Below are 17,038 nucleotides of genomic sequence, written 5' to 3'. Positions count from 1 at the left end.
ATCTCCGTTCGCCCCTGATCAGCTGTCAGTCGATCACTGGTCGATCAGTCTTCCTGCTATCGCCAACACAGGAGGCTGGACACATGCGCAGAACCGACGACTGGAAGCAGCGTTACGATTTTCTGGACTGGCTGAGAGTCCTTGCCATCTTCGTGCTGTTCTTCTTCCACACGGGAATGATCTTCGTCGGCTGGGGCTGGCATATCGTCAACAGTCAGACCATACCCTCTCTTGAGTGGCCCATGGACATCGCACATCGCCTGCGCATGCCGCTGCTGTTTGTCATTGCCGGCGCGGGCATGTGGTTCGCACTTCAGCGTCGCACGACAGCGCGGTTTCTGCAGGAGCGGACGATCAAGCTACTTTTGCCCCTGGTCGTTGGCGTGTTCCTGGTCGTACCGCCGCAGATCTACTACGAGCGACTACTTCGCGGGCAATGGCACGGGAGCTACCTGGCGTTCTATGCCTCGCGAGTGCTGCAGTTCATCCCCTATCCAGCGGGAGATTTCAGCTGGCATCACCTTTGGTTCATCCTCTATCTTTATTCGTACGTCCTGTTGCTGCTGCCCGCGATGCTCTGGTGGCGCCGAGCCCAGCCTCGCGCAACACCAGGCGCGTGGTTGTGTTTGCTGGGTCTTCCTCTTGGCATCAACGAAGCTCTGCTGAAACCGTGGTTTCCAGAGACGCATAACCTCGTCAGCGATTGGTACATTTTCAATCACTACTTGCTGCTGACTGCCTATGGCTACGTCATGGCAGCTGTGCCCGGCATCTGGAAGTGGCTGTCTGAATTTCGCAAGTGGTCGCTAATCGCAGGACTCGGGTCTTTCATTGCTCTGCTAGCGTTATTCAACACCGGTGTTATCCAACACGGATCGGCGGCCGACGGGATCGGTGCCAACATCTTCACCTGGCTTTGGATAATGGTTTTCCTGGGTTACGGCTATCGTTACCTGTCGTTCGCAAATCCGTTGCTTATCTGGGCGAGAGAGGCCAGCTACCCCATTTACATCCTGCATCAGACGGTGATCGTCGTCATTGGGTACTACGTCATCCCGTACTCGTGGACGCCGTGGATAAAGTACCTCGTGATCCTGGTCCTCAGCATCAGCGCGTGTGTTGCCCTTTACCAGGGATGTATCCGGCGGTTTACGGCCCTGTGTCTCGTCTTCGGAATGAAAGCTCAAGATGGAGGTGCTGGCCTTGGTCCGGCACTGGCGCGGCGTGCGACAGGTGATGATATGCAGTAGGCAACCAGGAAAAGGGGCAGGTTCACTTCTCAGATCGAAGGCGGGCGATCGAGGTGAACCTGACTTCGTTTTTGGCGTAGTTTTTTGGCCGACCCCGCTGCCGTCCATCAAACCTCTGCCAGCTACAGCAGCATCACGCCCCCTTCGCCGGGTGGCGCTATCCACTTTCTTCACTTCTTCTTCGCGAGGATCTCCACCACGCGCCGGCCGGTGGTTGCCAGCCGCGATCTGCTGACGGGGATAGTGCATGACTTTCGCGATCAACCATCCGCTGGTGGTGTTCGTCATCTCGTTTGTTGCCATGTGGATCGCCGCGCACTTGGGCGCATGGTGGTCCCGGCGCCGTCCGCTGGCGGATGGGGAGTCGCACGAGATGTTCAATATCGTGCAAGGTGCCACGCTCACCTTGCTCGGCTTGATCATCGGCTTCAGTTTTTCCATGGCGATCAGCCGTTACGACCAGCGCAAGAACTACGAAGAAGCGGAGGCGAACGCGATCGGTACGGAATACGTGCGGCTGGATCTGCTTGCGCCTGCCGACGCATCGAAGCTGCGGCCGTTGCTGGCGACCTATCTCCAGCATCGCATCACGTTCTACGAAACCACCGATCGCAGCCAGCTGCCCGCCATCACTGCGCGCAAAAATCAGCTGCAGTCGCAGCTTTGGAGTGCGGTGGTCACACCGGCTGGCCAGCAGCCCACGCCGATCACGGCGCTGGTGGTGGCAGGCATGAACGATGTGTTGAATTCGGAAGGCTATACGCAGGCGGCCTGGTGGAATCGCATACCCATCGCAGCATGGATGCTGTTGGGCGCCATCGCGATCGGCTGCAACTTGCTGGTGGGCGTTGGCAGCGGGCGGCGGCCGGCCGAGCCGTTCTTCTTGTTGGTGCTGCCTTTGGTGGTCGCCATCTCGCTGATGCTCATTGCTGACATCGACAGTCCGCGCGGCGGGCTTATTCGCGTGTCCCCGCAAAACCTGGAGGCGCTGAAGGCGTCCCTGCCCGCCTCTTAGGCGTTGGTCAGGGCGGGCCTTCGACAGCCAGAACGGTGGCGGAGTCATCTACCTCGCAGTGGTAGAGCGCGGTTTTCGCGTTGAAGTTGGCGGCGAAGGTGAACTGCCTCCCGTGCCCTGCCGGCAGTTCGTCGACTAGGCGCCAGCCGTCGATTTCACCCTGAAGACGCGGGCGAAGCTGCGCTTCGCAGGAGGCGACCTGGCGGTCATGACGCGCCGCCGCTTCGGCCGTTGGCGCATCCGCGGGTTGATGCGAGCGATGCCAACAGGCAGCCGCCATCAAGGTACCGATGACGACAACAGTGAGTATCGTTCGAACGATCCGTCGTTTGGTTCGCCGCTTCATGCGCCGCGCACGTTACACGTCGTCGTTGGCGCTGACCGCCATGTTGCGCTTGTATGCATTTGCACGGGTGAGGATGGCGATGGCTTCGCGGAAAATCATCGGCACGGCAGGTGGCAATTCGCCTTGCTCGCTGGAGGCCGCGAAGTCGCCTTCGGCACCGGCGATCAGTTCGTCGATCAGGCCGGGCTCTTTCATATCCATGCGTTGAAGCAGGCTGAGGAGGATGTAGGAGCACGCATGGGCCTTGGCGTCTGCCGGTGTGAAGTCGCGAGCCATGGTCGACACCTTTGAGCGCGTGGATGGGCGGCTTGGAATGTAGCGCCGAACGGCTTCGGGCGGACGACCCACTCCGCGGCGTTTTCGGGCCGGCGGACTTGGACCATGGAATTTCGCGTTAAATATCACCCACATGCAAGCGGTTGGCGCGGCGTCCTGGGCGCCTACGAAGCCATCACGGACAGCCGTTGAGACTGTGCGCGCGTAGCGGGCCACGCTCACTGGGGAGATCGGACCGTTGCAGCACGGCAGGCCGGCGCAGTTGCCGTCCTTCATGGTTCTCTTGCTTTCGGCGACACGAGCCATGCCAACACAGGCAGCACACAACGAATCCGTCAACCGGCGGTTCCGTTACATCGTCGTCACGCTCTACCTCATGGTGGTGGGGGTGATGATGTGGCAGTTCACCTTGCAGTGGCGGGGCTATCGGGATGCTCACGAGGCGCAGAAACAATTCAGCGTCGTCCAGGCTGCGCTGCACGCCATGGCGGATGTGTCGAAAGAACGGCGGCCTGCTGTTGCCGTACTCATGCTGGAGGAATCCGAAGCAGCCAAGTGGCGCGATGTGCTCGATTCTGCGCGGCGAATGACCGATCGGCAGATGGACGAATTGGGCGCAGCCCTGCGCGACCCCGACTGCGATCAGTGCGCAACGATTGCGCCAGCGTGGGATGGTGTGCGCGCTCAACTCGTGCAGGCGCGGCAGGGACTGGATGCCATGCAACATACTGCCCACTCCGACACAGAGATCGTCAACGGCTTCAACCGCATCGTCAAAGTGATCCCCCGTTTGTCGTCGATTGCGCAAACCGGTGCCACTGGCGTGATTCGTGAGAACGCCGACGTGCAAAGCTATCTGCTGGTGGCGCGGCTGTCGGGCTTGCTGAGGGAACAAGCCGGCCTGGTTGCGCAGCAGTTTGCGCCGGCGCTGGTGAAGCATCGTCCGCTGACCGAACAGGAGGCACTGGAGATCGCTGCCAGCCTGGGCAAGATCGAGCAGCTGCGGCAATTGCTGGTGCCGAGCGTGCGGGTGCTACCGCCCGAACTGCTGCAGGACTATGCCGAACTCGAGCGCCGCTACTACGGCGACGCAGTGGCTCTGCTCAACCAACTGCGCCAGGAGGCAGCTGTTGCCTCGGGCAGCAAGTTCACGCTCATGGAACTTTCTGACCAGTATGGCCCACTGGTAGCGCCGATCGACCGGTTCCGCGACGACGCGCTGACCTTGGCCAGTGACACCATCGACAAGAGCCTGCACCGGCACCTGCTCTACCTGCTCGCCAGCGGCGTCTTGGCCGTTGCCCTCACCGCCCTCTTGGTAGTGATGATCTGGCGTTTCCGCGAAAAGGTCATCCGCCCCTTTTCGGAGGCGCAGCAGTTCATTCTCGCCGTGGCGTCGGGCGACACGGCGGCGGAAATTCCCCATGGGCATTACGGCAGCGAGGTGCAGGATCTGTTCGCCGCGCTCAACGTGCTCAAGCAGAACGATCTCAAGCGCCATCAGCTGGAACATGAGCGCAATCGCCTGATCCGCGAATTGCAGACCATGGCCGAAACCGATCCGCTCACCGGCCTGCTCAACCGCCGCGCGTTCGAGAGCCGCGCCCGCGTTCTGCTGGCCGACAAACGCGGTAGCGATCCGCTGGTGGCGCTGATGATGCTGGACATCGATTTCTTCAAGCGCGTCAACGACACCTATGGCCACGAAAGCGGCGACAAGGCACTCGTGGCGCTGGCCACGCTGTGCCGGGAAACCGTGCGTGCGGACGATATCGTGGCGCGCTTCGGCGGCGAGGAGTTCGTGATACTGCTTCGCGTGCAGGCGGCGCAGCATGCTCAGGCGCTGGCGGAGAAGCTATGCAAACAACTGCGCGTGCAGACCGTCACGGCCACCGACGGCCAGCAATTTGGCTTTACCGTCAGTATCGGCATCGCCTTTGCACAGCGCGTGGCCGGGGCCAGGCTGCAAGTGGACGCATTGCTGCGCGAGGCCGACGCCCTGCTCTACCGCGCGAAGTCCAACGGACGCGATCGCATCGAAACGGATCCAGGCTGAGCTCAACGCGGCCCGGTCGATGGATCGTCCGCGTACAGCACCGCCGCCAGCAAGGGCCATCGCTTGAGTGCGGCCAGCCACACGTCTTTGGCCTGGCTGTCGTAATACCGCGCCGGATCCACGCCCTCGACATAGCTGGCATAGGTCTCGATGTCGCTCGGCTTCATCCTGGCATGCGGATCGCGTGGCGCGGCCATTACTTGCCCTCCATCCAGACACCGTCCGGCGTGTGAATCACATAACCGTTGGCCGTGTCCATGGTGACGGTGTTTTCGTTCTCGCCCACCATGCGGGTCTGCGGCAGATCATGCGCGTACTGCTGCAATGCCGGCGCATCGGCCTTGAACGGGCTGTTCGCCACCAGGTTCGACATCAGCTGCGCGAGGGCGAGATAGCTGGTCGGCGTATCGATGGAAATGGCGTGGCCCGGCGGCTCTTTGCCGGCCGGCAGACCGATCAGTTTCACGCCCACCGGCACATCGATGATGCGCGGCGTGGGAATTTCGCGCAGGCCGGAAATCTGCCCCGCATCACCGCGCAGGGCGGCCCCATGCTCAGGCACGAAAATCACCACGGCTTTGCGACCGGAGTGGGCGATCAAGTCGGTCAGCCGATCGATATCGCCAAGCAGCCGGGTCAGGCGGATGGGATACGACTGCAGGCTGGTGAGATTGCTGTTGGGCAGGCGGTTGCCGTCGTGCATGCTCACGGTGTTGTAATAGAGCGCCACCGGGCCGCCGCCCCTGGTTGCGCGGTCCTGGTACCACGTTGCGAGCGCATCGTAATCGTCGACCAGAGAGGAGCCATCGAATTCCCGCATGAACGGCGGCAGGCCTTCGATCGATTGCGGCTGGATGCCCGGTCGGCCAATCTCGCGCTCCACGATGCCGCGGAAATCGTCGAATCGACCGTTGTGGTTCATCAAGTACTCGACGTCATAGCCAGCCGCCGCCAGATCGGCAAACACATGGCATTCCTGCGGAGCGGCGCTATACAGCTCCTGATGTGCGTCCTGTCCACACGAGGCACGAAAAAGCCGAATCGCGGCGGGTCCGCTATAGCTCGCCGCGCTGCTGAATTTCTTGAAGACGTAGTCGAATTTGCCGAACAGCGGGTTGTCACGCATGTTGGCCACGTCCAGGTCGTCCCAGGACAGCGAGCAGATGTGGATGATGATGATGTCAAATTGCACGGCAGGGTCGGTGCTCATCGGGAAGAACGCAACGCGCCGGCTCTTTTCCGCATGATGGAACGCAGCCAGTTGCTGGTCATAGCTGCCGGTGGAACTGTCCGTCCCGGCGTTCGCCGTATCCGCGTCGGCCCGTGGATTGACCGCATAGCTCGCGCCGCCGCTGGACTTGGCAATCAAGGTGCCCATGCCCTGCCATAGCGGGAACACGACAAGCGCCAATAGCACGAACGTGGTCACGCGCACCCAGCGGTTGACGATGGCGTAGATCAACAGCACCAGTATCGGGATATAGACCATCGCCGGTCTGAACAGGCGGCGGGCCAGTTCCATCATGTAGGCGGGCGAAAACGAGGCCAGCGCGGGGATCTGCTTGAGCGCGTAACCGATCGGCGGCAGCTTCGATTCGTGATACAGCAAGGCCGCGCCCGCCAGCACGGCCAGCACGTGCCTGGTCACGCGTTGCCAGCGCTGTTGCAGCGGCACGAGCAGCGCCAGCGCAAACAGCAGGTTGAGCCACCAGACCGGCCGGATGCTGCCTACCGCGGCCAGGTAGAGCGCGGCGATGAAATAGAGATTCCAGATGCCCATGCCTTACTCCATTAGCCCGACCGGCGCGGCCGGCGCACGACGGCAGCCTCGACGGCATCAAGGCAGGCATCGAACAAGCGAAGCACGCCTTGGTAACCCATCTCGATCACTTCGACAAAGCTGTGCAGCGGCGCATCGGGCACCAGTTCTTCTTCCCAGCGCACCCAGGCATCCGCACGACCAAATGTGCACTGGATCAGTTGCGTCTCCTTCTCATACGACCACTCCTCGAACTTCATGCCGAGGTGTAGACCGCTGTTGCGCGCCACCACTGCGGGGAAGTAGTAGTCGATATCGCCACGCGACAGCGCCACGCCCAGCGGGCTGCCGCGATCCAGTTCCATGGACTCGGGCAGGATGATGCCCAGGCCGCCGGTCGAATAATTTTCCGTACGGCAGGCGATGGTCTTGCCGTCGGGCAGTACCAGGGTTGCGGGCACGACCAGCGGCACGTGATGGGATACGCGCACTTGCCGAGCCTCTTTCGCCACGCCCACGGCGGCGCCCAGCATCGCCACGTTGAACAAGGCCCACACCATGTTCATCAGCACGGTCGCCGGCTCGTCGCGCTGGGTGGTGAAGATGCGCACGATGCCTGCCACCAGCGCGCAAAGGTTCAGTGCCAGCAGCCATACATAGGGCTTGGAGGTGGCCCAGTCGAGATACTCCTGCTCGATCAGGCCGCCCTTGGCCGTTACATTGAACTTGCCCTTCTTCGGATTGATGAAGGCCACCGTGGTAGGCAACACCGTGTACCAGGCCAAAACCGACTCGTAGACCTCGGCCCAGAACGAATGGCGGTACTGGCCCTGGATGCGCGAGTTGGCCATGCCCGAGACGAACAGGTAGGGCAACACATAAGCCATCACCGACAGCGCATCCGCAGCAAAGACGTGCAGGCCAAAGAACAGAAAGGCGCCTGGCATGCACAGGAAAATCAGCCGCGGAATGCCGTAGAAGAAATGCAGCATGGCGTTGCTGTAGCAGATGCGCTGGAAGAACGTGAGGCCTTTGCGCAACCACGGGTTATCGATGCGGAAGATCTGCGCCATGCCGCGCGCCCAGCGGATGCGTTGGCCGATATGTCCGGACAGGCTCTCCGTGGCCAAACCCGCCGCCTGCACGATGCGCAGATAGGCCGTGCGGTAGCCGCGACGATGCATCTTCAGCGAGGTGTGCGCGTCCTCGGTGACCGTTTCAATGGCGATGCCGCCGACTTCCATCAGCGGCGCGCGGCGAATCACCGCGCAGGACCCGCAGAAGAAGGTGGCATTCCAGAAATCGTTGCCATCCTGGATCAGTCCGTAGAACAGGCTGCCCTCGTTGGGGATGCGCATGAAGGTGTCGTAGTTGCGCTCGAACGGATCGGGCGAAAAGAAGTGGTGCGGCGTCTGCACCATCGCGCACTTGGGGTCGGCGATGAACTCGCCCATGGTGGTCTGCAGGAAGGAGCGCGTGGGGATGTGGTCGCAGTCGAAGATGGCGATGAATTCGCCGCTGGTCATGGACAGCGCGTGATTGATGTTGCCGGCCTTGGCGTAGCGATGTTCTTCACGGGTGAGGTAGCCCACCCCAACCTCGTTGGCAAAGCGATGGAATTGCTCGCGGCTGCCGTCATCGAGCAGGTAGACGCGCAGCTTGTCGTGCGGCCAGTCCATGCTCTTGGCGGCGAGCACCGCAGGACTCACCACGGAAAGCGGCTCGTTGTAGGTGGGGATATACACATCCACCGTGGGCCAGCTGTCGGTGTCGTCGGGCAGCGGCTTGGGCTGGCGGTTCAACGGCCACGCGGTCTGGATGTAGCCGAAGAACAGCACGATCCACGTATAGATTTCCGCCGCAAACAACAGATAGCCGAACAAGGCCTCGACCGGCGTGGCGAAGTTGAGCGTCTGCGTGACGCGCCACCACATGTAGCGTCCCGTCATCAGGATCGACAGCGACACCATCAGCATGGTCGGCCAGCGACCTGGGATCCGCCGCGCCAGGACCATCACCACCAGCACCGCGACAAACAGGCGGAACTGGTCGGCGATGGGCAAGGGCGTGGTCCAGAACCCCACGGCCACCATCAGGGCGAGCAGCAGGATCACCGGCTTGAGATGAGGCACGCGATCCAGTCCGGACGACCAATGATTCACGCGCTCGCCAATGCGGGCCCACGGCACCGACGGAAGCTTTGAAGTCACCGCATGCCCTGCCCGGCCCGCGATGCCATGCACCGGTGCCAGCCAATGACCGAGGCGGCCCAGCAACATCGAACGACGACGTGCGCCGCGATGATGCCGCGCGCTGCGCAGATTGGCGGACAAGCGCACGCGACGGCGATGGGGACGGAAGAAGATTCGTTTGAGCCACGTGCCCATGCCCTCGCCTTCAGCGACAGCGAGCTCGACGCGCAGTCGCCGTGCCAGTCGCTCGGCCCACCACGCAGGCCAATCGCGCTGGCCCGGCGGCGGCTGGCGAAACACCAGCCGCAGCAACCACGTACCGCGGCCTGCCTCGGCATCTACGCCAAGCTGCTGCGCCAGCGTGCGGCGCAAACGCGACAGGACCGAGGTGGCGCCCGGCGTGCTCATGCCGAACCTCCCGCCGCCGCGCCAGGCTGGTAGGCGCGTCGAACCCAGCTCGACAGCCAGGTCGCCAGGCCCTGCATATCGTGCGCTGCCTGCGAATGCGGTGCGCTGTGCACGAAGCTCTCGTTGCGGGCAAGCGCGTCGGGAATGCCGCTGTCGGCATGCACGCGGTAGGTAGAAAGTGACGAGCCCAGCGTGTCGCGCAACAAGGCGAGTATGTCAGTGTGCAATTGCGAGGCCGGCGACACGCCATTGGCCACGTACACCGTTTCCTTGCCGAGTGACTTCAGTTCACTGCGCAGGCGCGGCAGCGTGGCGCAGGCCAGCGGTGCGGGTGGCAGCACCACCATCACCAGGTCGGCCGCCGCCATGGCTTGCGCGGCGTAAACGGAAGGCCAGGCCGGCGTATCGATGAGGGTCACGCCGTGGCCGGGCAGATCCACCCGCGCCAGCAGATCGCGCAACCAGGTCGGCTGCTCGTGCAGGGCCGCAGACAACGACGCAGTCGAGGCGAGTGCGGCATCGCCACGCGCGCCACCCCAGGGCAGCCAAAGCACGCCGTCGTCCGTCTGCAGCGCTGCATCGCTCCAGTCATCGTTGCTCGCAAGCACCTGCGAGTGGAGTCCACGCTGGGCCGGCGTACGCAAGCCGCAATAGAACGTGAGCACATTGCGCGGATCACATTCCACCGCCAGCACCGCGTGCCGGCGTTCCGACAGCAAGCCTGCCATCGACGCGGTGAGCATGGTGCGTCCTGCACCACCAACGGAGGCGATGATGGCAATCGTCTTCATGCTTTCTTTCCCGCGCCGCCCTGGCGCTTGCCGAGTATGACCAGGCCTTCCAGCTGCGGCGGCAACTGGATCTTGCGCCGACGAAGCAAGGACTGGGTGCGCGACCACAAGGAGCCCAGCCGGAAACGCCAGAACAGCCACCATAGCGGCGCCGCCAGTATCAGGCCCAAGATGAAGTACCCCAGGAAGGTGCTCATGCCCGTCTCACCTCCCTGCCTTCAGCGGCAGCGATGCAGGACGTGGTGGACGGCGCATGGTGGCGGCCGCCGCGTTGATCGCCTCCACGCTGCCGAGCAAGGGAAGTCCGGACGGTGTCGCCTCGGTCATGACGCTCTCTGCCGGTGATTCGGCGACCGGTGGCGCAGGCGAGGCGATCGGTTCGGGAGGTGCGACCAGGCCGGTGTAATCGGGCGGCGGCAGTTCGGCGATTTCCTCTGCGAGACCATTGAGCGTGGAAATAATGGTTTCGCGGTCACCGCAGCGCAGCTCGCCGCGAAACAGCTCCGATAGCGGCCGCTCGAACACCTTTTCCATGGCCTCGCCAGCGTTCTCCACGTGGCAGGCAAAAAAGAACAGATACAGACTGTCGCCGCTGGCCGTGCACAGATCGCCGGTGCGACGGATGCGGCAGGCCTGCAGCGCATCGATGCCGGCCACGTCCGGCTCCAGCGGCAGCCGCAGCAAGACGTTGGGCAGGCGTATCGGGCGACTGCGCTCCACAGCCTCGCGCACCAATTGGATGAAGCGCTGCGCCGGCACGTAGCCGGTGGTGGAATCGCGCATCGCCGCCGAAAGCGCGCCGAGGTAGTCGTCCGGCACGGGGCGCGAGAACAGCTGCCCTTGCACGCCATCCACCGCGATTTCGACCTGCGCCATCGGCATGCTGCGCGCAATGATGGCGTTGGCGCCCAAGGTCAGCATCAGCAACTCGTAGCGGATACTGACGTTGTCTTCGCGGATCAGGATCTTCAGTGCCTTGCCGCATTGGCGGCGCAGGTAGTTCACCTGCCTGGCCAACGAAGCGACGCTTTCGTTGATGCCGTAGTGCAGGATCACCGTGGCCGCCACCGCCCGACTGGCCGCCGATACCAACGCCTCATTGTCCGGCAACACCTGCCAACCCTTGGGCACCACCCGCTCGCGCGCCACCGTGCCCTGGGCCACCATCACCACGCTCTCATCGGGTGCGAGCATGCCGGCCACTTCGCCGCTGGCGGGATCGTCCGGCACCGCGATCAAACGGTGATCATTGGCCGAAAAGCGCAGCGGAATGGATTCGCTGGCCGATAGCGCCCCGCGATTGTCGCGCCAGAACGCCACCTCCCAACGAAACTCGCCTTGCACATGCACCAGTTGCGCGGCGCCCGCGAACTGGATCTGGAAATCCGTGAGCGGCCGGAAGTCACCGCTCTGCTCCACCAGCGGCGGCAACATCACCAGCAGCACGGTGTGCCGCGTCTGTGCGCACCAGCCTGCCAGTGCAGCACCCTGCCGGATCAGCGCCGCCCGATCCTGCCAGGCAAAACAGGTCGCCACGCCTTCGACCAGAAACTGGCTTGCGGGCGTCGCGCATTGCGCGGACAGCGCCTGCAAGGATTCCATCAGCACGTCGCAACCGTCGCGGTTCGGCGGGATCTTCAGACTGCACACATTGGACTTGGGATGCACCGCACCCGGGTGGTCGATATCCATGCCGTGCTGGTGCAGTGCCTGCGCGACATCCTCCGCCGACCGCGTGGAAAGCACGGTCACCGGCGTGAGCAGCGCATGCGCCGCGGTCTTCCAGAACAGCGCGTCGCGTGCCGGCGAGCGACTGGCGTACACCGCATACACCTGCCCGGTCGCCAGCGCCGACAACGACGACGGCAGGCCTTCGATGGCCAGCGACTGATTCAGTCGCAGCAACGCACGTGGCGTCGCTCGATCGGTCGATTCGTAAGGCGATGGAGGCAGGTTCGTCACGACTCTCGTCCCTAGCGGCAAGGTGATCCCGTCAGTACGTGGAATACGGTTTGACGGGGTTGGGCGGGAACGGCACGGGCAGCCGTTGCTGGTCGAAGAAGTAACGCAGGTAAATCGTGCCAAGGTTGGGCGCGTAATCGCGTGAACGATCGAGCTTGAAGCGCGTGCCGATCACCCAGTGCGGCGTGAGCCGGTATTCCAGCGCCGCTGCCACCGTATAGCTGAAGCCGCCGCCCGAACCGGTGCCGAAATACGGCGAGCCCACATCCGCGGCAGCCATGCGGGCCACCGCCTGCTGTTGGAGATCCGGGCGCGTGGGGAAGTACGGCGCCTCCTCCTCATTGGTGGAAGAGTTCCCGACCGAGGCCTCCAACTCCCATGACCAGCGCCTGTAACGACCGGTCCAATCCAACGGGATGGAGGCCGAAAAATAGCGACCGGGGCTGTAATAGCCGCCGTTGCCGAAGGTGTAGAAATGCTGGTTGTTGGCGTAGTGCCAGTAGTTGATCACCAGGCCGCTGGAAAACTGTTGATCGACGCCCACGTAGACCGGCACGTCGATGCCGGTGCGTACTTTGAACTCATGGTTGGTCTCGGTGTTCTCGCCGGTGAGCACGCCAAAGCCAACGGATGCGAACAGCGTCGTGCGGCCCAGATCCTGTGCGCCGCGCACGGTGAAACCGCTGCGCACCACGCCGCCCCAGGCCTCGCCGGTAACCGGATCGCGCGCTCCGGCATACGACACCAGGCTGCTGGTCACCGGACGGCGCGACACATCCAGCGTCACCGATGCATCGTAGAAATCGTGGCGATAGAGAAATCCGCCGAGGATGCTGTTGACGGTGAAACCGATCGGCGTACTGCCGATGTCGGCGCGCCAGCTGTTGCTCGCGCCGTTGAAGTCGTAGCCGGCCGCCAGCGCGACACCCTTGTCGGTCTGATCCAGGGGTCGCAGCCCGGCATTGCCAAGCGCCGCGATCTTGCCGAACTCGAAGGCAGGATCGAACCGGTCCGCCGGCAAGGTGCCGGCATTGAGCAGGACCGTATCGGCATGGAAAAAGTAGTGCCCTGTATAGCCATCTGGAAGACGCAGGTAGACCGGAATCTCCGTGGCGTCCAGGCGCGACATGCCGCTGCTGCCCGATTCATTGGACTGCAGCACACCGGTGGCCACCTGCCCTTGCCGGCGATCATCCAGACCCTGCAAGGCACGCTGCGCCGAGGTGAGTCCGTCGTCCGCGCTGGGGGTTTCGCCCTCGGCCTGCTCCTGCGTCAACGCCGTGCGGTACAGCTGGGCTGCTTCGTCGTAGTGACCTTGCGACTGTTCAATGCGACCCGACTGCAGGGTGACATCGGAGCGATCGGTATACGGCTGCCGCAAGGGATCGACCACGGCGCGCGCCTGCTCGTTGCGGCCCAGGGCGGTGTAACGGCGCGCGATGGCCAGACGCGTATCGACATCGTCCGGCGGGGTATCGGCCAGCACCTCGTCGACCATGGCCAACGCGGCCTTGCGATGCCCCATGCGCTCTTCCATGCGCGCGATGGTGAGCCGCGCGTCGGCATCGCCAGGATGATCCACCAAGACTTTGCGGGCATAAGCTTGCGCGCCGCGATAATCGCGATGGGCCTCGCGTAGATCGGCCTGGGCAAGCAGCCAGCGCTTTTCCTGCTTGCTGTGTTCGGGTACGTCGTCCAGCGTGCGGTCGGCTCCCGCGAGATCGCCTGCATCGATCTGCCGCGCGGCCTTGCGCATGGACAGGCGCAGCAGCTGGTCGTCGAACTGCGCCTGCTGTTCGGGCGTGACTCCGGGGCGTGATCGCGCATCGGCAATCCACCTGCGCCACTCCTCGTCACGATTGGCTGCACCAAGCAGCTCGCCATAACGCAGGCGCACGCCGACGGCGGGATCGTTAGGGTGCGCATCCAGCCAATCGCGCACCAACTTCAAGCCTTTGTCGGGCTCGCCCAGGCTGATCCACTCTCGTCCGACGCTCGCGAGCATTTGAGGATCATGGCGCACGTCCAGCGCAATCCGGTCCAGCAGCGCTCGCGCCTCCTCTTGACGACCTTGAGCTTCAAGCTGATGTACTTCGCGCAGGTCTCGTTGCGCCTTGAGGTTGGCCGCGAGTTCGCGCATGCCGTCGGAACGCTCGCTCGCTGGCACCTGGGCAAGCACGCTGCTGGCGGTGTCGATATCGTCAAGCGAATTGAGATAGAGCGCGCTGGCGTAGCGCATGTCGGGTGCGGGCGCCACGCGCAGGCCGTCTTCCATCACCGAACGACCCAAGGCGGGCAGACCCAGGTCGCGATATTGGCGGGCCAGCGTGTAGCGCAGCCAGGCATTCTTGGGCGTCAGGCGTACAGCATCTTCCAGCTTCAATACGGCTGCGCCGCTTTTACCGTCGGCAATCAGCTGATCCGCTTCGATGGACAGCAGTTGCGCGCGCAGGGTGATCATGGCGTCGCTGGAACCGTTATAGCGCTGCTCCACCTGCGCGATGAGTGGCGTGAGCTCTTGCGTGCGATGCGCGGCGATCAACACCTTGGCCAACAATTCCAGCGCATCGACGTCCGGCTGCTCCGCCTCCACCATCGGGCGCAGCACTGCCTCGGCTTGAGCCCATTTCTCTTGCGCGATCAGCGAGGTCGCCAGCACCTTCTTGGCATCGCTCTGGTTGGGCTGCTGGCGCAGCGCCTCGCGGGCGAGGGTTTCGCCCTGCTCCGGGTGCCCCTGATCGTTGGCCGCACGCGCCTTGGACAAGGTGCCCCAGAACGTCGCCGTGGCCATCAGGCTGCGCCATTTGCCGGCGTTGTCCGGATCGAGCTGAAGCGCTCGCGCGAACAAGGCACGCGCTTCGTCGTGCTTGCCTTCGCGCATCTTGGCCAGGCCTTGCTCACCAACCGCTTCGCCTTGGCGAGAGGTGGAGGAGCGCACTGGGGCAGAGGACGTCGTCGAGGTTTCGCTGGACGGCGCTGCACCCTTCGGCGGCGGCACGTAGCTGGCACCGCCCTTCTTGGCCAGCGCAGCGAGCGCTGCCTTGGCGCTGTCGTCGTTGGGCACTTCCTTGAGGTAGCGCTGATACCACACGTAGTACGCGGGATCGTCGCTGCCGGCGCTGTTGAGCGCGCGTCGCCACAGTTCCAGGGCTTGCGGACGGTTGGCATCCTGCCGCTGGTAGAGGCGATAGATGATGTCCAGGCCTTCCAGTCGCGTCGACGCGCGATCGGTCAGCATGTCTGCCAGCGTCATGGCCAGGCCCAGATCATCCGGATCCTGCCGCACACGTTCGCGCAGTTCATTCAAGGCCTTGTCGCGCTGGCCTGCCGCGGACATCGCGCGATAGTAATCGCCAGCCAGCGATCCGTTGGGCGCACCGCGCGGAAACAGCGCCTGCATCTGCTGCCACGCTTCTTGCGACTGGCCGGCGCGCATCGCCAGGCGCGCCTTCGCCAGCGCGGTCTTGTCGGTGGTCGCAAGACGATAGGCATCCGCCAATTCGAGCGTGGCCGGATGCCTGGGATAAAGCGCCTGCAGCCGCTGCAGCAACTTTGCCGCTTCAGCAGGTCGATTGGAGCTGAGCTCGATCTGCCCCATCAAGGCCAGCGCGTCCGGCTGGGCGGGATCGATCAGCAGGGCTTTCTCCACGATGCCGCGCGCCATATCCGGACGATTCTTGGCCTGCCATACGCGCGCTGAATCGAGCAGCTGTTTCATCGCCGGACTGGGTGCGCCGGCCGTGGTCTGCGCCAACGCCAGCGACGGCATGGCGCCACCGGCAACCAGCAGCGCGATGGCAGGTGCGAACAAATGATTCAGTGCGCCGCGGGACACGTCGAGGTCCAGGCAGGAACGACTGCACCGTTCGCATCGAAGCGGTACTGGCCATCGAGATGGCCAAGACCGAACAAGGTCAGCACCTGGCTGTAATAGCCCAGCGGCGACTGCGCGGCGAGTGTGCGCGTGCGTTGCACCTGCGCTTGCGCGAGCTCGTTGCGGCCAAGAGCAGCGAGATACGGTGCCACCGCGGCGGAAAAACCGGCATTGCCTTCGTTGCTGGCCGCGACGCCGGTTTGCGTGTCCACGCGCTCAGGCGGAAAACCATGCGCGGCGACGAATTCAGCCAGCGGGCGGAACGTGTCGAGCACCGCGGCACGCTCCGGCGCATCCGGCGCCAGCAGTCCGGCCCACAGATACACACGTATCGCGTTGTACGCACTTTCAGCCTTGCTGGCCGGATCCGCGACAAAGCCCTGGTCGCGCTTGTACATCACCCAATCGGGGGAGAAGCCATGCGGCGCCGTGCCGGTGACCAGCCTGGTCGAGCTGTCGAGGATGGCCTTCCATTCCGTTTGCTGCGGCAACGCACTCACCAGATGGCGCATCACCTGCAGCGGGACATAACTGGGATTGAGTCGCCACACGTCGTCCTGCGGATGAAAACCCACGGGACCGGGCAACACGGTGCGGCCGAGTCCTGGCAACACCGCCGTTTCCTTCGCCACGATGGCCTGAGCCAGCACGGTGCCCAGCGCGGTGTAGCTGCGCTCGTGCCACAGGCGCCCCGCTTCGAGCAGCGTATAGGCGATCCAGATATCGGCATCGGAGGCTGCATTGCCGTCGAGCACGCCCCAGACCTGGGCGGCATCCTTCTTTGTTTGGCGTCCCCACTGCCAGGCCGGCAGATGCCTGGTCAGATCGCCTTGCGCGAGGTTGTTCTGGGTCCAGTTGAGCACGCGATCAAACGTGGCCCGATCATTCGCCACCAGCGCGAAGAACAGCGCATACGCCTGCCCCTCGGACACGGTGACCTGTTCGGGCGTGCTTGCATCGACCACGCGGCCGTCGGCACTGAGCGTGCCCTGCTTGAAGTGCTCCCAGTCCGGCCATGCGCAGGATGCAGCCTGTACATGGCTGGAGGCGAAGGTCACGCCGACCACCAGCAGCGCGCGTAGCAACGGAATCGAGGCGCGGCGCATGGA

The 17,038-nt window shown here is 63.7% G+C and carries 13 protein-coding genes; 3 read left to right on the top strand and 10 right to left on the bottom strand.

All coding sequences use genetic code 11. The features are described 5' to 3' along the window. The first annotated feature begins 83 nt into the window (after nucleotides 1-83). Together AB4Y82_RS11900 and AB4Y82_RS11895 are read left to right on the top strand one after the other, a co-directional pair. On the top strand, nucleotides 84-1,250 hold the full coding sequence (locus tag AB4Y82_RS11900) for an acyltransferase family protein (RefSeq protein ID WP_441604122.1): 1,167 nt from the start codon (nucleotides 84-86) through the stop codon (nucleotides 1,248-1,250). Nucleotides 1,251-1,497: 247 nt separating this feature from the next. Then, entirely contained in the window at nucleotides 1,498-2,265 is a 768-nt protein-coding gene (locus AB4Y82_RS11895) for a bestrophin-like domain (RefSeq protein ID WP_441604121.1), read from the top strand. A 7-nt stretch (nucleotides 2,266-2,272) separates the two neighbouring features. On the opposite strand, the gene AB4Y82_RS11890 is transcribed toward AB4Y82_RS11895, so the two are convergent. Continuing rightward, nucleotides 2,273-2,611 carry a hypothetical protein gene (locus AB4Y82_RS11890; RefSeq protein ID WP_441604120.1) on the bottom strand — a complete coding sequence of 113 codons (339 nt, stop codon included), beginning with the start codon at nucleotides 2,609-2,611 and terminating at the stop codon, nucleotides 2,273-2,275. A gap of 12 nt (nucleotides 2,612-2,623) precedes the next feature. Then, nucleotides 2,624-2,887, bottom strand: coding sequence for a hypothetical protein (locus AB4Y82_RS11885; protein ID WP_441604119.1), 264 nt, complete (start codon nucleotides 2,885-2,887; stop codon nucleotides 2,624-2,626). A gap of 304 nt (nucleotides 2,888-3,191) precedes the next feature. Here AB4Y82_RS11885 and AB4Y82_RS11880 point away from each other — a divergent pair, with 304 nt between their 5' ends. Further along, on the top strand, nucleotides 3,192-4,943 hold the full coding sequence (locus AB4Y82_RS11880) for a diguanylate cyclase (protein WP_441604118.1): 1,752 nt from the start codon (nucleotides 3,192-3,194) through the stop codon (nucleotides 4,941-4,943). Nucleotides 4,944-4,945: 2 nt separating this feature from the next. Here AB4Y82_RS11880 and AB4Y82_RS11875 read toward each other — a convergent pair whose 3' ends face one another. From AB4Y82_RS11875 to bcsZ, 8 genes are read right to left on the bottom strand one after another with little or no spacing between them, the layout of a single operon-like run. Next, complete coding sequence (locus AB4Y82_RS11875) at nucleotides 4,946-5,140, bottom strand: hypothetical protein (protein ID WP_046970283.1); 195 nt, start codon at nucleotides 5,138-5,140, stop codon at nucleotides 4,946-4,948. After that, entirely contained in the window at nucleotides 5,140-6,723 is a 1,584-nt protein-coding gene (gene bcsG, locus AB4Y82_RS11870; RefSeq protein WP_441604117.1) for a cellulose biosynthesis protein BcsG, read from the bottom strand. The genes AB4Y82_RS11875 and bcsG overlap by 1 nt, the downstream gene beginning before the upstream one ends. 11 nt (nucleotides 6,724-6,734) lie before the next feature. Then, nucleotides 6,735-9,302: a UDP-forming cellulose synthase catalytic subunit gene (gene bcsA / locus AB4Y82_RS11865; protein WP_441611292.1), complete on the bottom strand. Its 2,568-nt coding sequence runs from the start codon at nucleotides 9,300-9,302 to the stop codon at nucleotides 6,735-6,737. Then, nucleotides 9,299-10,093, bottom strand: coding sequence for a cellulose biosynthesis protein BcsQ (gene bcsQ, locus AB4Y82_RS11860; RefSeq protein ID WP_441604115.1), 795 nt, complete (start codon nucleotides 10,091-10,093; stop codon nucleotides 9,299-9,301). Before bcsQ ends, bcsA begins: the two co-directional genes overlap by 4 nt. Further along, complete coding sequence (locus AB4Y82_RS11855) at nucleotides 10,090-10,290, bottom strand: hypothetical protein (protein ID WP_441604114.1); 201 nt, start codon at nucleotides 10,288-10,290, stop codon at nucleotides 10,090-10,092. The genes bcsQ and AB4Y82_RS11855 overlap by 4 nt, the downstream gene beginning before the upstream one ends. A 7-nt stretch (nucleotides 10,291-10,297) precedes the next feature. Beyond that, nucleotides 10,298-12,055: a cellulose biosynthesis protein BcsE gene (gene bcsE, locus AB4Y82_RS11850; RefSeq protein ID WP_441604113.1), complete on the bottom strand. Its 1,758-nt coding sequence runs from the start codon at nucleotides 12,053-12,055 to the stop codon at nucleotides 10,298-10,300. A gap of 31 nt (nucleotides 12,056-12,086) precedes the next feature. Then, a complete protein-coding gene (locus AB4Y82_RS11845; RefSeq protein WP_441604112.1) occupies nucleotides 12,087-15,890 on the bottom strand; it encodes a cellulose synthase subunit BcsC-related outer membrane protein in 3,804 nt (1,267 codons plus the stop codon). Beyond that, nucleotides 15,872-17,035, bottom strand: coding sequence for a cellulose synthase complex periplasmic endoglucanase BcsZ (bcsZ, locus tag AB4Y82_RS11840; RefSeq protein ID WP_441604111.1), 1,164 nt, complete (start codon nucleotides 17,033-17,035; stop codon nucleotides 15,872-15,874). The genes AB4Y82_RS11845 and bcsZ overlap by 19 nt, the downstream gene beginning before the upstream one ends. Between the last annotated feature and the right edge of the window lie 3 nt (nucleotides 17,036-17,038).

Origin of the sequence: Dyella sp. 2YAF14 (assembly GCF_052114725.1) — a bacterium.
Classification (GTDB): domain Bacteria; phylum Pseudomonadota; class Gammaproteobacteria; order Xanthomonadales; family Rhodanobacteraceae; genus Dyella.
This window is presented reverse-complemented; position numbering and strand designations above follow the sequence as displayed.

Coding starts and splice junctions, on each gene's coding strand:
- AB4Y82_RS11900 (WP_441604122.1), top strand. CDS start 84: ATGCGCAGAACCGACGACTGGAAGCAGCGTTACGATTTTCTGGACTGG.
- AB4Y82_RS11895 (WP_441604121.1), top strand. CDS start 1,498: ATGACTTTCGCGATCAACCATCCGCTGGTGGTGTTCGTCATCTCGTTT.
- AB4Y82_RS11890 (WP_441604120.1), bottom strand. CDS start 2,611: ATGAAGCGGCGAACCAAACGACGGATCGTTCGAACGATACTCACTGTT.
- AB4Y82_RS11885 (WP_441604119.1), bottom strand. CDS start 2,887: ATGGCTCGCGACTTCACACCGGCAGACGCCAAGGCCCATGCGTGCTCC.
- AB4Y82_RS11880 (WP_441604118.1), top strand. CDS start 3,192: ATGCCAACACAGGCAGCACACAACGAATCCGTCAACCGGCGGTTCCGT.
- AB4Y82_RS11875 (WP_046970283.1), bottom strand. CDS start 5,140: ATGGCCGCGCCACGCGATCCGCATGCCAGGATGAAGCCGAGCGACATC.
- bcsG (WP_441604117.1), bottom strand. CDS start 6,723: ATGGGCATCTGGAATCTCTATTTCATCGCCGCGCTCTACCTGGCCGCG.
- bcsA (WP_441611292.1), bottom strand. CDS start 9,302: ATGAGCACGCCGGGCGCCACCTCGGTCCTGTCGCGTTTGCGCCGCACG.
- bcsQ (WP_441604115.1), bottom strand. CDS start 10,093: ATGAAGACGATTGCCATCATCGCCTCCGTTGGTGGTGCAGGACGCACC.
- AB4Y82_RS11855 (WP_441604114.1), bottom strand. CDS start 10,290: ATGAGCACCTTCCTGGGGTACTTCATCTTGGGCCTGATACTGGCGGCG.
- bcsZ (WP_441604111.1), bottom strand. CDS start 17,035: ATGCGCCGCGCCTCGATTCCGTTGCTACGCGCGCTGCTGGTGGTCGGC.